Origin of the sequence: Ottowia cancrivicina, assembly GCF_029813755.1 — a bacterium.
Classification (GTDB): Bacteria; Pseudomonadota; Gammaproteobacteria; order Burkholderiales; family Burkholderiaceae_C; genus Ottowia; species Ottowia massiliensis.
Genome location: NZ_JARVII010000005.1, coordinates 81,495 through 97,333 on the forward strand (window position 1 = coordinate 81,495; position 15,839 = coordinate 97,333).

11 protein-coding genes are annotated in these 15,839 nt (G+C 64.2%); 6 read left to right on the top strand and 5 right to left on the bottom strand.

Going from position 1 to position 15,839, the window contains the following annotated elements; genetic code table 11:
- The first annotated feature begins 11 nt into the window (after positions 1-11).
- Complete coding sequence (locus tag QB898_RS04125; protein WP_050714474.1) at positions 12-203, top strand: hypothetical protein; 192 nt, start codon at positions 12-14, stop codon at positions 201-203.
- 60 nt (positions 204-263) lie between these two features.
- Positions 264-908, top strand: coding sequence for a hypothetical protein (locus QB898_RS04130; RefSeq protein WP_279523910.1), 645 nt, complete (start codon positions 264-266; stop codon positions 906-908).
- A gap of 165 nt (positions 909-1,073) precedes the next feature.
- Here QB898_RS04130 and QB898_RS04135 read toward each other — a convergent pair whose 3' ends face one another.
- From QB898_RS04135 to QB898_RS04150, 4 genes are all read right to left on the bottom strand, one after another.
- Positions 1,074-1,790: a TIGR02117 family protein gene (locus QB898_RS04135; RefSeq protein ID WP_279523911.1), complete on the bottom strand. Its 717-nt coding sequence runs from the start codon at positions 1,788-1,790 to the stop codon at positions 1,074-1,076.
- 187 nt (positions 1,791-1,977) lie between these two features.
- A complete protein-coding gene (gene dapE, locus QB898_RS04140; RefSeq protein WP_279523912.1) occupies positions 1,978-3,159 on the bottom strand; it encodes a succinyl-diaminopimelate desuccinylase in 1,182 nt (393 codons plus the stop codon).
- Positions 3,160-3,521: 362 nt separating this feature from the next.
- Positions 3,522-6,158: a DNA translocase FtsK gene (locus QB898_RS04145; RefSeq protein ID WP_279523913.1), complete on the bottom strand. Its 2,637-nt coding sequence runs from the start codon at positions 6,156-6,158 to the stop codon at positions 3,522-3,524.
- Between the two features lie 172 nt (positions 6,159-6,330).
- On the bottom strand, positions 6,331-6,795 hold the full coding sequence (locus QB898_RS04150) for a lysozyme inhibitor LprI family protein (protein ID WP_050714470.1): 465 nt from the start codon (positions 6,793-6,795) through the stop codon (positions 6,331-6,333).
- On the opposite strand from QB898_RS04150, the gene QB898_RS04155 reads away from it, so the two are divergent.
- The 3 genes from QB898_RS04155 to QB898_RS04165 all read left to right on the top strand — a co-directional run bounded on the left by QB898_RS04155 (position 6,787) and on the right by QB898_RS04165 (position 12,880).
- Positions 6,787-7,167: a hypothetical protein gene (locus QB898_RS04155; protein ID WP_279523914.1), complete on the top strand. Its 381-nt coding sequence runs from the start codon at positions 6,787-6,789 to the stop codon at positions 7,165-7,167. The genes QB898_RS04150 and QB898_RS04155 overlap by 9 nt on opposite strands.
- A 233-nt stretch (positions 7,168-7,400) precedes the next feature.
- Positions 7,401-11,456, top strand: coding sequence for a phosphoribosylformylglycinamidine synthase (purL, locus tag QB898_RS04160; RefSeq protein WP_279523915.1), 4,056 nt, complete (start codon positions 7,401-7,403; stop codon positions 11,454-11,456).
- A 59-nt stretch (positions 11,457-11,515) separates the two neighbouring features.
- On the top strand, positions 11,516-12,880 hold the full coding sequence (locus QB898_RS04165) for a sodium-dependent transporter (RefSeq protein ID WP_279523916.1): 1,365 nt from the start codon (positions 11,516-11,518) through the stop codon (positions 12,878-12,880).
- 202 nt (positions 12,881-13,082) lie between these two features.
- Here QB898_RS04165 and QB898_RS04170 read toward each other — a convergent pair whose 3' ends face one another.
- Positions 13,083-13,358: a hypothetical protein gene (locus QB898_RS04170; RefSeq protein ID WP_279523917.1), complete on the bottom strand. Its 276-nt coding sequence runs from the start codon at positions 13,356-13,358 to the stop codon at positions 13,083-13,085.
- A gap of 432 nt (positions 13,359-13,790) precedes the next feature.
- Here QB898_RS04170 and poxB point away from each other — a divergent pair, with 432 nt between their 5' ends.
- Entirely contained in the window at positions 13,791-15,512 is a 1,722-nt protein-coding gene (poxB, locus tag QB898_RS04175; protein ID WP_279523918.1) for a ubiquinone-dependent pyruvate dehydrogenase, read from the top strand.
- Positions 15,513-15,839 lie beyond the last annotated feature (327 nt).

Here is a 15,839-nt window from a genome sequence, read left to right on the forward strand (position 1 = left end):
AGGAGAAAACCATGCCCATCAAACCCCCGCCCACCACCTGGCATTGCCCGAAATGCCAATGGCGCAAAACCGTCAGCCCCAAAAGCGACGCCCTGCAAGCCGGCGTGGAATGGTTCGACCATTGCCCCCAATGCGGCTGCCGCGAGCTTGAATCGCGCGAGGCCACGGCGCTGGAAAGAATCGCCGCCAGCCTGAAACTGTAAGCCACAGGCGTTCAGGCATTTTCATTTTCATCAACCAGCTTTTCAAAGGAGAAACAAGCCATGAGCAATGAAGCCCCTCGCTCCGAAGAATTAGGCGATAGCGGCGCCCTGCATTCTGCCCTCAATTCCGCTTTTGATTACGTCATTGAAAACCGGTCTGACTATTACAGGAAAAGCCCCAGTAACCTTCCACAGCTCGACAGTGTCTCCGGCCTGATATCAAGTTACACCCGGAATAATGCGGCCATTTCGGGCGGCGCGAGTCTGATTCCCGGCCCCTGGGGCATGGCTGCCGTTATTCCCGAGCTGACGCTGGTGATTCGCAACCAGATTCAGATGGTTTATGACATTGGCGTGGCCAATGGCAAACAGGCGCAATTGACCAAGGAGTTGCTGATGGGTATTTTTCTCACCGCCATGGGCAGCAGCGCCGGAAGTCTTTTGACCATTCATGGCGGAAAGATATTGGTCAGGCGCGCATCCTTGCAGGTTATTCAAAAGATTATCGCCATGCTGGGCGGCAGGGTGACGCAGCAGGTGATTAAATCAAGCGTCAGCAAATGGCTTCCTGTTGTGGGGGCGGGCGCCATGGCGGCCTGGACGGGTTACATGACCAAAAATATTGGCGAGAAGGCCAATGAACTTTTCAAGCTTGAAATCGAGGATGACCCGCAAACCCTTGATATCGAACTGAAGCCTGAATAAGGAAACAGGCATGGATAGGCCCGCGGGCCGCCGGGCAATGCGGCCTGGAAATTCCATCATCAGCCTGATGGCATATCTGATGGCGGGTTTTTCGGGTTTTCTGTAACGGATGCAGCTTTGGGGAGCCTGAATGGCTCTTTTTTTCTGCTGTCCGCCTTGCGGCATTCATCGGTTTACCGTGGCGGCATCTGCCCGCGCCGCCCGCCACGCTTGCAGCAGCGGCTGGGCGAAGGGGGTCCAGGCCACGGCGGGCAGGCCGGCCTGGCGCAGGCGGGCGTTGGTCCAGGTGTTGCAGGTGCTCAAGAGGCTGTAGCGGCCGTGGGCTTCGTAAAAAGCGTCGGTTTCGCCATAGGCGCTGGCGGGGATGGGGCGGGCCAGGCCATTGGGGGCGGTCTGGAAGTAGGGGCGGATGCCTTGCGCCAGTTTCAGATATTCGGCGGGGGTGATTGGCAGGGCCGGGCTGTGCGCGGTGGCGGGCGGGGCGTGCGGCAGGTAGGTGATGTGCAAGGTGGCGCGGCCCAGGCCGCTGATGGCCTTGAGCGCGGTGCTGGCGCGCGCTTGCGCCCAGGTGGGGGTTTCCAGATAGAAGGCGCGTTCGCCCCAGCCGATGGCGATGTGGGTGGCGGCCAAAGAGGCGCTTTGCGGGCCGAGCAGGCTGCGCCAGTCAAACCATTCGTTGCTCAAAGGCATGACGATGTCAGTGTGCAGGCCGTTGCTGAGAAGGTAGATAGTGATACGGCTTTCAGCCACAGGCGGGCGGGCGGTGTTCAGGCGCACGCAGCCCAGCGCGGCGGCGGCCAGCAGGTACAGCAGCGCCAGCGCGAGAAGAGTGCAGGCGGCGCGAAGGAGCAGGCGGGCGGGGCGCGGCAGGCGGCGGTTCATGGGCGGCAGGCGGGCGCGCTGGCGAGGGCGGCGCGGCTCGTGGCGCTGGGCCGGGGTTTGTCAGAAAGAGGAGCAAATTCAAGGGTTCCAAACGCCGTCTTGCGCAGGTTTGACTGGGACATCTTGCTATCAATCAAGGAGCAAAAAATAGCAAAGATGGCAAGGCGGCGGCAGGCCCTGTCTGGGGCTAACTCTGCGCCGGGGCGGGCTGGCAGGCCAGGCGCTCCAGCATGCGGCGGTAGATGTTTTTGAGCGGCTCCAGATCGGCCAGGGCGATGTGTTCGTCGATTTGGTGGATGGTGGCGTTGGGCGGGCCGAGTTCGATGACCTGGGGGCAGATGCGGGCGATGAAGCGGCCGTCGCTGGTGCCGCCGCTGGTGGATAGCTCGGTTTGCAGGCCGGTTTCGGCGTGGATGGCGGCGCGGGCGGCATCGAGCAGCGGGCCGGGGCGGGTGAGGAAAGGCTGGCCGTTAAGCGTCCATTCAATGGAGAAGTTCAGCCCGTGCTTGTGCAGCACGGCTTGCAGGCGCTGCTGAAGGCTCTCGGGCGTGGATTCGGTGCAGAAGCGGAAGTTGAAGTCCATGACGGCTTCGCCGGGAATGACGTTGGTGGCGCCCGTGCCGGCGTGCAGGTTGCTCACTTGCCAGGTGGTGGGGGGAAAGCTGTCGTTGCCTGCGTCCCACTGCGTGGCGGCCAGCTCGGCCAGGGCGGGGGCCAGCTCGTGCAGGGGGTTGCGGGCCAGGTGGGGGTAGGCAACGTGGCCTTGCACGCCGCGCACGGTCAGGCGCCCGGAAAGAGAACCCCGGCGGCCGTTTTTGATCATGTCGCCCGTGCGTTGCACGGCGGTGGGTTCGCCCACGATGCACCAGTCAAGCCGCTCGCCGCGCGCCTGAAGCTGGCGGCAGGCGGCCACGGTGCCGTCGGTGGCGGGGCCTTCTTCGTCGCTCGTGAGCAGCAGGGCCACGTTCAGCGGCGCTTGCGGCTGTGCCCGGAAAAATTCTTCGGCAGCGACGATGAAGGCGGCGATGGCGCTTTTCATGTCGCTCGCGCCCCGGGCGTAGAGCTTGCCGCCGCGCACTTGCGGCTCGAAAGGCGGGCTGCTCCAGCGCTCGGGCGGGCCGGGGGGCACCACGTCGGTGTGGCCCGCAAAGACCAGCGTGCCTGCGGGCTGGGCAGCGGCGCGTCTGGCCCAGAGGTTGCGCACGCGCGCGCTGGCGGGGCCGCTGCTCATGTCTTCGCAGACAAAGCCCAGCGGTTCGATGCGCTGGCGGATGAGGTCCATGCAGCCCGCGTCATCGGGCGTGACGGAGGGGCGCGCGAGCAGGGCCTGGGCCAGCAGCAGGGTGGGTGAGGAGGGCAGGGCGGTCATGGCGGGGTTGTGGCGCGAGTGGCTTGGCAAGGGGTGGAGGAAAGAGCGGGGAAAGGGCGGAGGAAAGAGCGGGGAAAAGGGCAGGGAGCGCTGGCGGCGGCCCGGCGCTGAAGACCCGCCTGCAAGCCGCCCGCAGGTGTTGGAGCGCGCGGCGGGGTTATCAACAAGAGGAGCAAATTGAAAGGGGTTGAAAAGGCATTCCGCGCTTTTTTCACTAGGACATCATGCTATGAATAGAGGAGCGAAATGAAGTGGCGTATTGGGCTTTTTCGCCCGCTGCTTGAGCTTTGCCGGGGCTGTTTTGCCTTTTGGGCTGCCCGCAGCCGGGCCATGAGCAGGGGGCTGGCGCGGCGCGGGCGGCTTCAGTCGCGCGGGGGCACGAGGATGGTGCGGTTGTTGCGCTCGTCCATGGGGCTGACCAGGCCTGCCGCTTCCATGGAGTCAAGCAGGCGGGCGGAGCGGCCATAGCCGATGCGCAGGGCGCGTTGCAGGGCGGAGATGGTGGCCTTGCGCTGGGTGAGAACGAATTCGACGGCGCGGTCGTACATGGCGTCTTGCTCGTCGCCGCCGCCAAAGCCTTCGCCGCTGTAGGAGGCGCTGCCGCTGTCTTCGCCATCGGCCACGCCGCCTTCGAGCACGCCTTCGATGTAGTTCGGCTCGCCCTGGGATTTGAGGTATTCGACGACGCGGTGCACTTCGTCGTCGCTGACGAAGGCGCCGTGCACGCGCTGGGGCAGGCCCACGCCGGCGGGCAGGTAGAGCATGTCGCCCATGCCGAGCAGGGTTTCGGCGCCCATCTGGTCCAGGATGGTGCGGCTGTCGATCTTGCTGCTGACCTGAAAGGCGATGCGCGTGGGGATGTTGGCCTTGATGAGGCCGGTGATGACGTCCACGCTGGGGCGCTGGGTGGCCAGGATGAGGTGAATGCCGGCGGCGCGCGCCTTTTGAGCCAGGCGGGCGATGAGTTCTTCAATTTTCTTGCCCACGACCATCATGAGGTCGGCCAGCTCGTCAATGACGACGACGATGTGGGGCAGGCGCTCCAGCGGCTCCGGGTCGTCGGGGGTGAGGCTGAAGGGGTTGTGGATGAACTGGCCCTGCGCGCGGGCTTCGTCGATTTTTTTGTTGAAGCCGGCCAGATGGCGCACGCCGGTCTTGCTCATGAGCTTGTAGCGGCGCTCCATTTCAGCCACGCACCAGTTCAGGCCGTGGGCGGCCTGCTTCATGTCGGTGACCACGGGGCAGAGCAGATGCGGAATGCCTTCGTAGACGCTCATTTCCAGCATCTTGGGATCGACCATGAGCAGGCGCACGTCTTTGGGTTCGGCCTTGTAGAGCAGGCTGAGGATCATGGCATTGATGCCGACGGACTTGCCCGAGCCGGTGGTGCCGGCGACCAGCACGTGGGGCATCTTTGCCAGATCGGCCACGACGGGGTTGCCGATGATGTCTTTGCCCAGGCCGACGGTCAGCAGGCTTTTGGCTTCGTGATAGACCTGCGAGCCGAGGATTTCGGAGAGGTGGATGGTCTGGCGCTTGGCGTTGGGCAGCTCCAGGGCCATGTAGTTCTTGCCGGGAATGGTTTCAACGACGCGGATGGAAACGAGGCTGAGGCTGCGGGCCAGGTCTTTGGCGAGATTGACGACTTGCGCGCCCTTGACGCCGGTGGCCGGTTCAATCTCGTAGCGGGTGATGACGGGGCCGGGCGAGGCGTGCACCACGTGCACCTGCACGCCAAAGTCCTTGAGCTTTTTCTCGATCAGGCGGCTGGTCATCTCCAGCGCGTCGGCGCCCATGTTCTCGCTTTGCACGGGGGCGACGTCAAGCAGGCTCACCTGCGGCAGGGGGCTGTCGGGAATGTCGGCGAACAGGGGTTTCTGGCGCTCTTTGGCCACGCGCTCGCTGGGCTGCAAGGGAGCGGGCGCCGTGATGGCAGGCCCCGCCGGGCGGACGGCGAAGGCATCGGCCAGGGCCGGGCCTGGCGGCTCGTCGGGATCGAAGGGCGGAAGATCGTCCAGCGTGGGTTCGTGCCGGGCGGCAAAGGCGGCAAAAGTGTCGCGCTCAGGCGTGGCTTCGCGGGACTCGCGCGCAGGGCGCGGCTCCACGGTTTCAACCGGCCCGGCGGCGTCGCGCAAGATGGCGCTTTCAGCGGGCGCGGCGGCAGAGGCCGGAGCGGGCGTGGCGGCGGGCAGTTCAATGACCTGCGGCTCCACGCGCCGCGCGGCGGGCGCTTGCGCGGCCGGGGGCGGCGCGTCGGTGGCGGGGGGAACGCCGGCGGTCTTGTGCAAATCGTGCCGCTGGCGGGCGGCGCGGTAGCCCACGTAGCCGTCTTGCAGCCGGGCAAGGTGGGAGCCAAAGGCGCGGCCCAGGGCGCAGACCAGCGCGCCCACCCGCTCGGCCATGCGGCCCCATGAGAAATCCAGCGCCAAGGCCGCGCCCACCATGACACCCGCCACGCCCAGCAAAGTGGAGCCGACAGGCCCCAGCCATTGCGTGGCCAGCGGCCCGCCCAGCGCGCCCAGCGCGCCGCCCGCCTTGCCGGGCAGCAGGCCATCCCACTGATAAAGACGCATCCACTCCAGGCACGAGCTGGCCAGCAGCAGCAGCCCCAGCCCCAGCCAAAAGCCCACGCGGCGCGGCAGCAAGCGCCGCCAAAAGCCGCGCGCCGGCGCGGGCTGGGGCGCGCCGCGCATCCACGCCGCCACGCCGCTCAGCCAGGCGCGCAAGCCAGCAGCCACGCACCACCAGGCGGAAAAGCCCAACAGCACGTAAGACAGATCAGCCAGCCACGCGCCCAGCTTGCCGCCCGCGTTGCGCACCGGGCCGCCCGCGCCGGAAGTGGACCAGGCGGCATCTTGCGGCGAGTAGGTTGTGAGCGCGAGAACGGCAAACGCCAGCGCCACCGCGGCCGCCAGCAGCAGCAGCTCTTGCGAGACGCGCGCCAGCGTGGCCGGCGGCCTGCCCGCAGGGGAATCCAGGGTTTTGAGGGAATAAGCCATGTTCAAAAAAACAGTATCGGGCAAGCTTACCGCAGCCTGCCAGGGCCGCATGGCAAACCGCCTTCAGCAGCGCTGCCGACACTTGCCGGGCCTCTGGCCAGGCGGAAATAAACGCAAAGCGGACAAGCGCAAAACCTGGCCGCGCCTGTGGTTCCAGGCAATAAGCAAGTCTTCAGGGCTTGTTCGCGTTTTCCAGAAACTCCGTGCGCAGCCAGCGCGCGCGGTCTTCGGTCATGCGCGCTTTGGCATAGGCGTATTCCATGAAATAGACCGATCCATATTTCGCCTGCGGGTTTTCATTGAGCGCCAGCGAAAAAAGCGCCTTCAAATCCGCATCGCGCTGCTTGAGCCACAGCTGTTGCGCTGCCTGAAGCTGCCGCAGCCGCACTTTGTCGTCACGGTTCGCTTCCCGGATGCGCCCGTAAATCTCATTGAGTTCCGCATCCGCCCGCTCCAGTGTCTGCACGGCACAGGCATTGAGTTCGGCTTGCGTGCCTTCCGGGTTGCACGAGCCGCCCGCCGCCCACAGGGGCGTAGCCAGCAGGGCGGATGCGGCCAGGCCCAGGCAGGCCAGCAGGCGGCCTGCTCTGGCCCCTGCTTTTGATATTGCGCGGGTTGCACAGGCGAAATGGGGCATGGCTTGATTCCTTTCAGAAGATCGAAAAAGCATGGTTATAAGGCAACGGCGCAGAGCGGCCTGAAATCAGAAGCCGTCATGTTCAGCGATTGCGCCAGGCAAAGGATTTCAGACACTTCTTTTTTAATTCGGCCGCATATTGCTCCATTCGCGCCGGTATTTTCTGTATTCATTCAGGTAATCTGCTTGAATGCTGAATGGATTCAGCGTTTTCAGCCTTTGCTGGCGTGCGCCGCAATCAAAAATCCGGCGGCTGTTTTCAGGGGCAGGGCGGCGCAAGGGGCGCTTGCCCGTGCTGCAAGGGGCATCAGAATTATCAAAACAGGAGCGAATACAGAGGGTGAAAAAGCCGTTTTGCGCACATTCTTCTAGGACATCATGCTATGGATAGAGGAGCGAATGAAGTCTGCTGGGCCTGCCTGCTGGCGGCCTTTGCTTTGTCCGCTTTTCTCCGCTCGCTTGCTTCGCTCTTGCGTGCCGTTTGCAGCCAGGACGTGGGCGGGTTTTCGCTTGCGGGCATGGGGCGGGGCGCGCCAGGCAGGCCGTGGCCAGCAAGCCCGCTGCCTAGAATTCCCGCTTTTTTTCATCTCTGCGCCCTTCTTCCCATGACCGAGCACATTCATTTTTTCGAGGGCGGCAATGCCCTGAGCGAGTTCCGCGCGCGGCAGTTGCTGCCGCGCTTGCAGGCGGTGGCAAAAGGGGTGGCGGGCGTGCAGGCGCGGTTTGTTCATGTGGCGGCGTTTGACGCAGCGCCCGGCGAGCCTGTGCTGGAGCGGCTGCGGGCGCTGCTGACGTATGGCGAGCCGGCAGCGGATGGGGCGGATGCTGCGGGCGCGGAAATCGTTGTCTCGCCCCGGCTGGGCACGGTGTCGCCGTGGGCGAGCAAGGCCACGGACATTGCGCGCAACTGCGGCTTGCCGGTGCGGCGCATCGAGCGGGTGACGCAGTGGCGCTTGCGCGGCGCGCTGGCCGGCAGCGAGCGCGAGGCAGCGGCGGCGCTGCTGCATGACCGCATGACCGAGAGCGTGCTGCCCGGCGTGCAGGCGGCGCGCGCACTGTTCGAGAGCCTGCCGCCGGAGCCGATGGCGCATGTGGACGTGCTGGCGGGCGGGCGCGCGGCGCTGGAGCGGGCCAATGACCAATGGGGACTGGCGCTGAGTGGCGATGAAATGGATTACCTGGCCGAAGCTTTCGTCAAGCTGGGGCGCAATCCCACGGATGTGGAGCTGATGATGTTCGCGCAGGCCAACAGCGAGCATTGCCGCCACAAGATTTTCAATGCCGAGTTCGTGATTGACGGCGTGGCGCAGCCGCAGAGCCTGTTCGCCATGATTCGCCACACGCACCAGCAGCAGCCCGCGCATACGGTGGTGGCCTACAGCGACAACGCGGCGGTGATGGCCGGGCACGAAGTGCAGGCGTTCGGGCCGGTGGTTGCGGCTCTGGATGCCTGCTCGGGCGCGAATTCAGGCATGAAACCGGCCCCAAGTCCTGGTGGAATGGGCGCGGGCAGCTATCAAAAGAGAAGCGAGCTGCGGCATGTGCTGATGAAGGTGGAAACGCACAACCACCCCACGGCCATCAGCCCTTTCGCGGGCGCGGCCACGGGCGCGGGCGGCGAAATTCGCGATGAAGGGGCCACGGGCCGGGGCGCAACGCCGAAGGCGGGCCTGACGGGCTTTTCCGTCAGCAAGCTCTGGGGCGGCCTGGCCGATGCGCCGGGCGGCAAGCCGGAGCACATGGCCAGCCCCTTGCAGGTGATGACGGAAGGGCCGCTGGGCGGCGCGGCGTTCAACAACGAGTTTGGCCGCCCCAATCTGGCGGGCTACTTTCGCGAATACGAGCAGTGGATAGGCGGCGTGCAGCGCGGCTATCACAAGCCCATCATGCTGGCTGGCGGCGTGGGCAGCATTGACGCGCGGCTGACGCGCAAGACCGAATTTGCCCCCGGCGCGCTGCTGGTGCAGCTGGGCGGGCCGGGCATGCGCATCGGCATGGGCGGCGGCGCGGCCAGTTCGCTGGCGGGCGGGGCCAACGCGGCGCATCTGGACTTTGACTCGGTGCAGCGCGGCAACCCCGAAATGCAGCGCCGCGCGCAGGAAGTGATCAGCGCCTGCCAGTCGCTGGGCGAGGCCAATCCCATTCTGGCCATTCACGACGTGGGCGCAGGCGGCCTCTCCAACGCTTTCCCCGAGCTGGTGAACGATGCAGGCCGTGGCGCGCGCTTTGACTTGCGCGCCGTGCCGCTGGAAGAAAGCGGCCTGGCACCCAAAGAGATTTGGTGCAACGAGAGCCAGGAGCGCTACGTGCTGGCCATTGCGCCCGAGTCGCTGCCGCTTTTTGAGCAAATCTGCCAGCGCGAGCGCGCGCCCTTTGCCGTGGTGGGCCAGGCCACGCAGGAGCGCCAGCTGCAGGTGACGGATGCCGGCGCGCAAAGCCCTGTGGACATGCCGCTCGATGTGCTGCTGGGCAAGCCCCCGCGCATGAAGCGCGATGTGCGCAGCGTGCCGCGCACGAGCGCCGCGCTGGACGTAACGGGCGTGACGCTGCAAAACGCCGTCATCCAGGTGCTGGCGCACCCCACGGTGGCGAGCAAGCGCTTTCTCATCACCATTGGCGACCGCACGGTAGGCGGCCTCACGCACCGCGACCAGATGGTGGGGCCGTGGCAAGTGCCCGTGGCCGACTGCGCCGTGACGCTGGCCGACTTGGACGGCTTTGCGGGCGAGGCCATGAGTGTGGGCGAGCGCACGCCGCTGGCTGCGCTCAACGCCCCCGCCTCAGGCCGCATGGCCGTGGCCGAGGCCCTCACCAACTTGCTGGCCGCGCCCATTGAGCTGCCGCGTGTGAAGCTGAGCGCCAACTGGATGGCCGCCTGCGGCGAGCCGGGCGAAGACGCGGCGCTGTACGCCACCGTCAAAGCCGTGGGGCTGGAGCTGTGCCCGGCGCTGGGCGTTTCCATTCCCGTGGGCAAAGACAGCCTGTCCATGCGCGCGCAGTGGACGGATGCCGGCGGCGCGGCGCACAAGGTGGTCTCGCCCGTCAGCCTGGTCATCAGCGCCTTTGCCAGCGTGGATGACGTGCGCGGCACGCTCACCCCGCAGCTGAACCGCGACGAGGCCGACACAACGCTTGTTCTCATCGACCTGGGCCGGGGCCAATGCCGCATGGGCGGCTCCATCCTGGCGCAAACGCTGGCGCAAGGCGGCGGCGACGTGCCCGACCTGGACGACGCGCAAGACCTGGTGCGCCTGGCCGCCGCCATCAACGAACTGCGCGCCAGCGGCCAGATACTGGCCTACCACGACCGCAGCGACGGCGGGCTGCTGGCCGCCGTGTGCGAAATGGCCTTTGCCGGCCAGGTGGGCGTGGCCCTGAACGTGGACATGCTCGTGACCGAAGGCGACGGCATTGCCGACAGCCGCATGGACGCGGGCGACGCCAAAAACTGGGCGCAGCAAATCAGCGCCCGCCGCGAAGAACTCACCTTGCGCGCCCTTTTCAATGAAGAGCTGGGCGTGGTGCTGCAAGTGCGCACCGCCGGGCGCGACGCCGTCATGCAAACCTTGCGCGCGCACGGCCTGAGCCGCCACAGCCATTTCATCGGCAAAACCCGCCCCGACAGCGCCCCGCTGGACGTGGGCAAAGGCCGCATCAGCATCTGGCGCGACACGAAAGAAGTCTTCTCCGCCAGCCTGCGCGACTTGCAGCAGGTATGGGACAGCGTGAGCTGGAAGATCGCCCGCGAGCGCGACAACCCCGAATGCGCCGACGCCGAGCACGCCGCCGCTGGCGCGCCTGGCGACGACGGCCTGCACGTGCACTTGAGCGAAGGTTTGGACAAAGCCTTGGCGCAAGCGATGCAGCCAGCGCCTGCCGCCCCCGCCCTGGCGCTGGCCCGCCCCAAGGTCGCCATCTTGCGCGAGCAGGGCGTGAACAGCCACCGCGAAATGGCCTGGGTGTTTGACGCCGCCGGCTTTGAAGCCGTGGACGTGCACATGAGCGATTTGCACGCGGGCCGCGCGCGGCTGGACGATTTCAGGGGCCTGGTCGCCTGCGGCGGCTTCAGCTATGGCGACACCCTGGGCGCGGGCATCGGCTGGGCGCGCTCCATCACCTTCAGCCCCGCGCTGGCCGGGCAGTTCCGCGCCTTCTTTGGCCGCAGCGACACCTTCGGCCTGGGCGTGTGCAACGGCTGCCAGATGTTCGCCGAGCTGGCCGGCATCATCCCCGGCGCTGAAAACTGGCCGCGCTTTACCACCAACCGCAGCGAGCGCTTTGAAGCGCGCCTGAGCCTGGTGGAAGTGCTGGCCTCGCCCAGCCTGTTTTTCGCGGGCATGGCGGGCAGCCGCCTGCCCATCGCCGTCTCCCACGGCGAGGGCTTTGCCAACTTCAGCGCGCGCGGCAATGCCGCCCAGGCCATCGCCGCCATGCGCTACGTGGACCACGCAGGCCAGCCCACCGAAACCTACCCCTGCAACCCCAACGGCAGCCCCGGCGGGCTGACCGCCGTGACCACGCCCGACGGGCGCTTCACGGCCATGATGCCGCACCCCGAACGCGTGAGCCGCAACATCCAGATGAGCTGGACGCCCCTGGACCCATCCGCCCCCAGCCCCTGGATGCAGATGTGGCGCAACGCCCGCAAATGGGTGGGCTGACCCCGCCTTTGGCCTGCCGCATCCGCACCAATTCAAAAACCTTTTTCCGCTGAAACCCCATGAGCACCGAAAAAAAAGAACGCCAAACCTGGTCCAACCGCCTCACCTACGTGCTGACCGTGGCGGGCGCCACCGTCGGCTTTGGCGCCACCTGGCGCTTTCCCTACCTTGTGGGGCAAAACGGCGGCGGCGCTTATGTGCTGGTGTTTTGCCTGGCCATGTTTCTCATCGGCATTCCCATGATCCTGGTGGAAAACGTCATTGGCCGCCGCCTGCACGTCAATTCGGTGGATTCATTTGGCGGCCAGGCGCAAGGCAAAAACATACCTGCCGGCTGGAAAATCATTGGCTACCTGGGCCTGCTGGGCGCATTCGGCATCATGGCCTATTACATGGTGCTGGGCGGCTGGGTAATTTCCTACATCGTCCATCTCGCCAGCGGCGCGCTGGACATTTCAGCGCCCATTACCCGGGAAACCGCGAAACATTTCTTTGAAAGCAGCGTGACGAGCAGCCCGTGGGAAATCATGGCCTACACCTTCGCCTTCGTCATGGTGAATTACTACATACTCGCCAGGGGCATTATCGAAGGCATTGAAAAATCAGTGAAATACCTGATGCCGCTGCTGTTTCTGTTTCTCATCGGCATGGTGATTCGCAACATCACCCTGCCGGGCGCGATGGAAGGCATTGTTTTTTATCTCAAGCCTGATTTCAGCAAAATCACGCCCCAATTGTTCATTTACGTGCTGGGGCAGGTCTTTTTCGCGCTGAGCCTGGGCTTTGGCGTGCTGATCACGCTCTCCAGCTACCTGAACAAGGAAGAAAACCTCATTCACACGGCAGTGCTCACCGGCATCGTCAATACCGCCATCGCCGTGCTGGCCGGGTTCATGATTTTCCCTTCGCTGTTTTCCTTTGGCATTGCGCCCGATTCCGGCCCCACGCTGGTGTTTCAGAGCCTGCCCATCGTTTTTTCCCATTTGTGGGCGGGCAAATTTTTCGCCATCATCTTCTTTGGTCTGCTGCTGATTGCGGCGCTGACCACTTCCATCACCATTTATGAAGTGCTCGTGACCGTGCTGCATGAAAAATTCGGAATGAGCCGCATCGGGGCCATTACCCTGACGATGGGCGGCATTTTCATTTTCGGCAACGTTCCCACCATACTGGGCGACAACCTCTGGAAAGACGTCTCCATTTTCGGCAAAAGCATTTTCGATGCCTTTGATTTTGTCAGCGGCAACATCCTGTTCATGCTCACCGCGCTGGGCTGCGCCATTTTCGTGGGTTTCGTGCTCAAGGACGAAGCCAAAAAAGAGCTGTCGCCCACGCCCGATTCCCTGTTCACGAAAATCTGGTTCAACTACGTCAAATACGTGGTGCCCGTCATCATCGTGGTCATCTTTGCCAGCTTGCTCTGAGCCTGTCTGCGAACGGTTTTGCAGCCGCCACACCCCGAGAATCATGGTCTATTTCGCTGCTTTTTTGATAGCATAGAGTCCCGTAAAACTGTGCGACAGAGGCATTTTTATGGGGCTTGAATTTGCTCTTGAAAAAAGAGCAACACACACCAGGTTGAAGCTGCGGCTGGCTTGCGCATCAGCATGACCAAGCAGGGCACTTTCAACCGCCCCCCTTTTTTATAAGCCATAAAATAATGTTTCTCATGATTGCCAGTGGCCAACAGATAAATGTGATATCAAATAGCAGAATCGCCATCTTGTAATTCAGGTTTTTATTCAGCAAGAGGCAAACTCCTGTCATCAGCAGCACTCCGCCAATAAATGGCACCATCGAGCCTTCGATGCCATAAACATAGTAACGGAATAGCACCTTGATGTTATCCAGGCAAATGATGGCGCCAATTATAAAAATCATGATAGGGCCAATGGTATTCATATTGATCATCAGATTTCCAAAAAAATATATATACCCCGTTTGTCCTGAATATAGATGCTCATTTTCAGGCTGAAATCCCTGCTCTCGTGCTGATGCCGCCCCATTTCTACATCAAAGTATTGGCAGGACAGGGTTTGAACAGGCCCGGAGTCTGGCCGCAAACCGGTTTTGCAGCCACCCCACCCCACGAGTCATGGTTTATTTTGCTACGTTTCTAATAGCTTCAGGTCCCGCAAAACCGTGTGGTAGAGGTATTTTTTTGGGCCTCAAATTTGCTCCCGAAAACAGAGCGCAATACGCCTAATCCGGGCTGCGCCTGGACGGAAGCGGGCATACCGCCACTGCCAGTGCAGCAACTGGGCTGATGGATTGACACGGCGCAGGGCGCTTTCTACCCTGCTGGATCTATTTTCTTGACTGGAGAACTTTCCCATGAGCCTCACCATTGCCGATTTGCTGGTTCAGACCCTTGCCAACGCGGGCATCAAGCGCGTGTGGGGGGTGACGGGCGACAGCCTCAACGGCATCAACGACAGCCTGCGCCGGGACGGGCGCATTGAGTGGATGCACGTGCGCCACGAAGAAGCGGCGGCTTTTGCCGCTGGCGCCGAAGCGGCCCTGACGGGGCAGCTGGCCGTGTGCGCGGGCAGCTGCGGGCCGGGCAACCTGCATTTGATCAACGGGCTGTTTGACTGCCAGCGCAACCATGTGCCGGTGCTGGCGATTGCCTCGCACATTCCGTCATCCGAAATCGGGCTGGGCTACTTTCAGGAAACGCATCCGCAAGAGCTGTTTCGTGAATGCAGCGTGTTTGCGGAGCTGGTGACCAACCCCGCGCAAATGCCCGAAGTGCTGCACCGCGCGCTGAATGCCGCCGTGGGCCAGCAGGGCGTGGCCGTGCTGGTGCTGCCGGGCGACGTGAGCCTGCTGCCCGCGCCTGCGCCGCACACGCACTGGGCGCCGCCGCGCCTGCCGCGCCTGGCGCCCGCCGAGGCGGACGTGGACGAGCTGGCCCGCCGCCTGCAAGACGCCAAGGCGCTCACCATCCTGGCCGGCAGCGGCTGCGCAGGCGCGCATGACGAGCTAGTGGCGCTGGCAAGCAAACTGAAAGCGCCCATCGTCCACACCTTGCGCGGCAAGGAATTCGTGGAGTGGGACAACCCTTGCGACGTGGGCATGACGGGGCTGATCGGCTTTTCATCCGGCTACCACGCACTGCTCAACAGCAGCGCGGTGCTGATGCTGGGCGCCGACTTTCCCTACCGCGCCTTCTACCCGAAGGACGCCGCCATCTTTCAAGTGGACCGCAACCCGCAGGCGCTGGGCCGCCGCGCTCCGCTGGCGCTGGGGCTGGCCGCCGACGTGGGCGAAACCCTGCGTGCGCTGCTGCCGCGCATCTCTGAAAAAAGCGACCGCCGCTTTCTGGACAACGCTCTGCGCCACTATGCCAAGGCGCGCGAGGCGCTGGACGATCTGGCCCAGCCATCGGCCGCTGGCCGCCCCGTGCACCCGCAATACCTGGCCCGCCTGATCAGCGAAACGGCGGCCGACGACGCCGTATTCACCGCCGACGTGGGCACGCCCGTCGTCTGGGCCGCGCGCTACCTGAAGATGAATGGCCGCCGCCGCCTGCTCGGCTCTTTCAACCACGGCTCCATGGCCAACGCCCTGCTGCAAGCCATGGGCGCGCAAGCCGCCAGCTTGCAACGGCAGGTGATCTCGCTGTCTGGCGACGGCGGCTTCACCATGATGATGGGCGAGCTGCTCTCGCTGGCGCAACTGCGCCTGCCCGTGAAAGTGGTGGTGCTCAACAACGGCACGCTCGGCTTCGTGGCCATGGAAATGAAGGCCGCCGGCTACCTGGACTACGCCACCGACCTGCAAAACCCCGACTTCGCCGCCATGGCGCAAGCCATCGGCATCAAAAGCTGGCGCGTGCAAGACTCGGCCGCGCTGCCCGAAACGCTGCGCGAAGCCTTCGCCCACCCCGGCCCCGTGCTGGTGGACGTGCACACGGCCAAGCAAGAACTGGCCATGCCCCCCGCCATCAAGGCCGAACAGGCCAAGGGCTTCAGCCTGTTCATGCTGCGCGCCATCCTCAGCGGACGAGGCGACGAAATCAAGGAACTCGTCAAAACCAACCTGCTGCGCTGACACCGCCTGACACCGCCCAAAAGGCAGGCGCCCAACGGCGGCCTGCCTTTGCACCGCGTTGCCGTCACAAGAACGGCACGTAAAGCGGATACAGGATTTCCTCTTCGCGCCGTATGCGGTCTTGCAGCACCTTGGCCCACCTGTTCCAGGTCGGTCAGAAACGAGCTGGCCAGCGCGGGATCTTCACCCAGGCGGGCGTAAGTGCGTCAGTTCATGATCTGGCCGTGAGGGGCAGAAGTGCGGATTGAGGTGGATTGCAAGACCCATCATCCGCCTAAGTCTGCGTTTTTCGCAACCACAGACAGATTGCAAACAGGTTCTGGGGCC

Bases quoted from the DNA above. Each gene is read 5' to 3' on its own strand.
- QB898_RS04165 (WP_279523916.1), top strand. From the start codon at position 11,516: ATGAGCACCGAAAAAAAAGAACGCCAAACCTGGTCCAACCGCCTCACC.
- QB898_RS04155 (WP_279523914.1), top strand. From the start codon at position 6,787: ATGGGGCATGGCTTGATTCCTTTCAGAAGATCGAAAAAGCATGGTTAT.
- QB898_RS04125 (WP_050714474.1), top strand. From the start codon at position 12: ATGCCCATCAAACCCCCGCCCACCACCTGGCATTGCCCGAAATGCCAA.
- dapE (WP_279523912.1), bottom strand. From the start codon at position 3,159: ATGACCGCCCTGCCCTCCTCACCCACCCTGCTGCTGGCCCAGGCCCTG.
- QB898_RS04130 (WP_279523910.1), top strand. From the start codon at position 264: ATGAGCAATGAAGCCCCTCGCTCCGAAGAATTAGGCGATAGCGGCGCC.
- QB898_RS04150 (WP_050714470.1), bottom strand. From the start codon at position 6,795: ATGCCCCATTTCGCCTGTGCAACCCGCGCAATATCAAAAGCAGGGGCC.
- QB898_RS04170 (WP_279523917.1), bottom strand. From the start codon at position 13,358: ATGAATACCATTGGCCCTATCATGATTTTTATAATTGGCGCCATCATT.
- QB898_RS04145 (WP_279523913.1), bottom strand. From the start codon at position 6,158: ATGGCTTATTCCCTCAAAACCCTGGATTCCCCTGCGGGCAGGCCGCCG.
- purL (WP_279523915.1), top strand. From the start codon at position 7,401: ATGACCGAGCACATTCATTTTTTCGAGGGCGGCAATGCCCTGAGCGAG.
- QB898_RS04135 (WP_279523911.1), bottom strand. From the start codon at position 1,790: ATGAACCGCCGCCTGCCGCGCCCCGCCCGCCTGCTCCTTCGCGCCGCC.
- poxB (WP_279523918.1), top strand. From the start codon at position 13,791: ATGAGCCTCACCATTGCCGATTTGCTGGTTCAGACCCTTGCCAACGCG.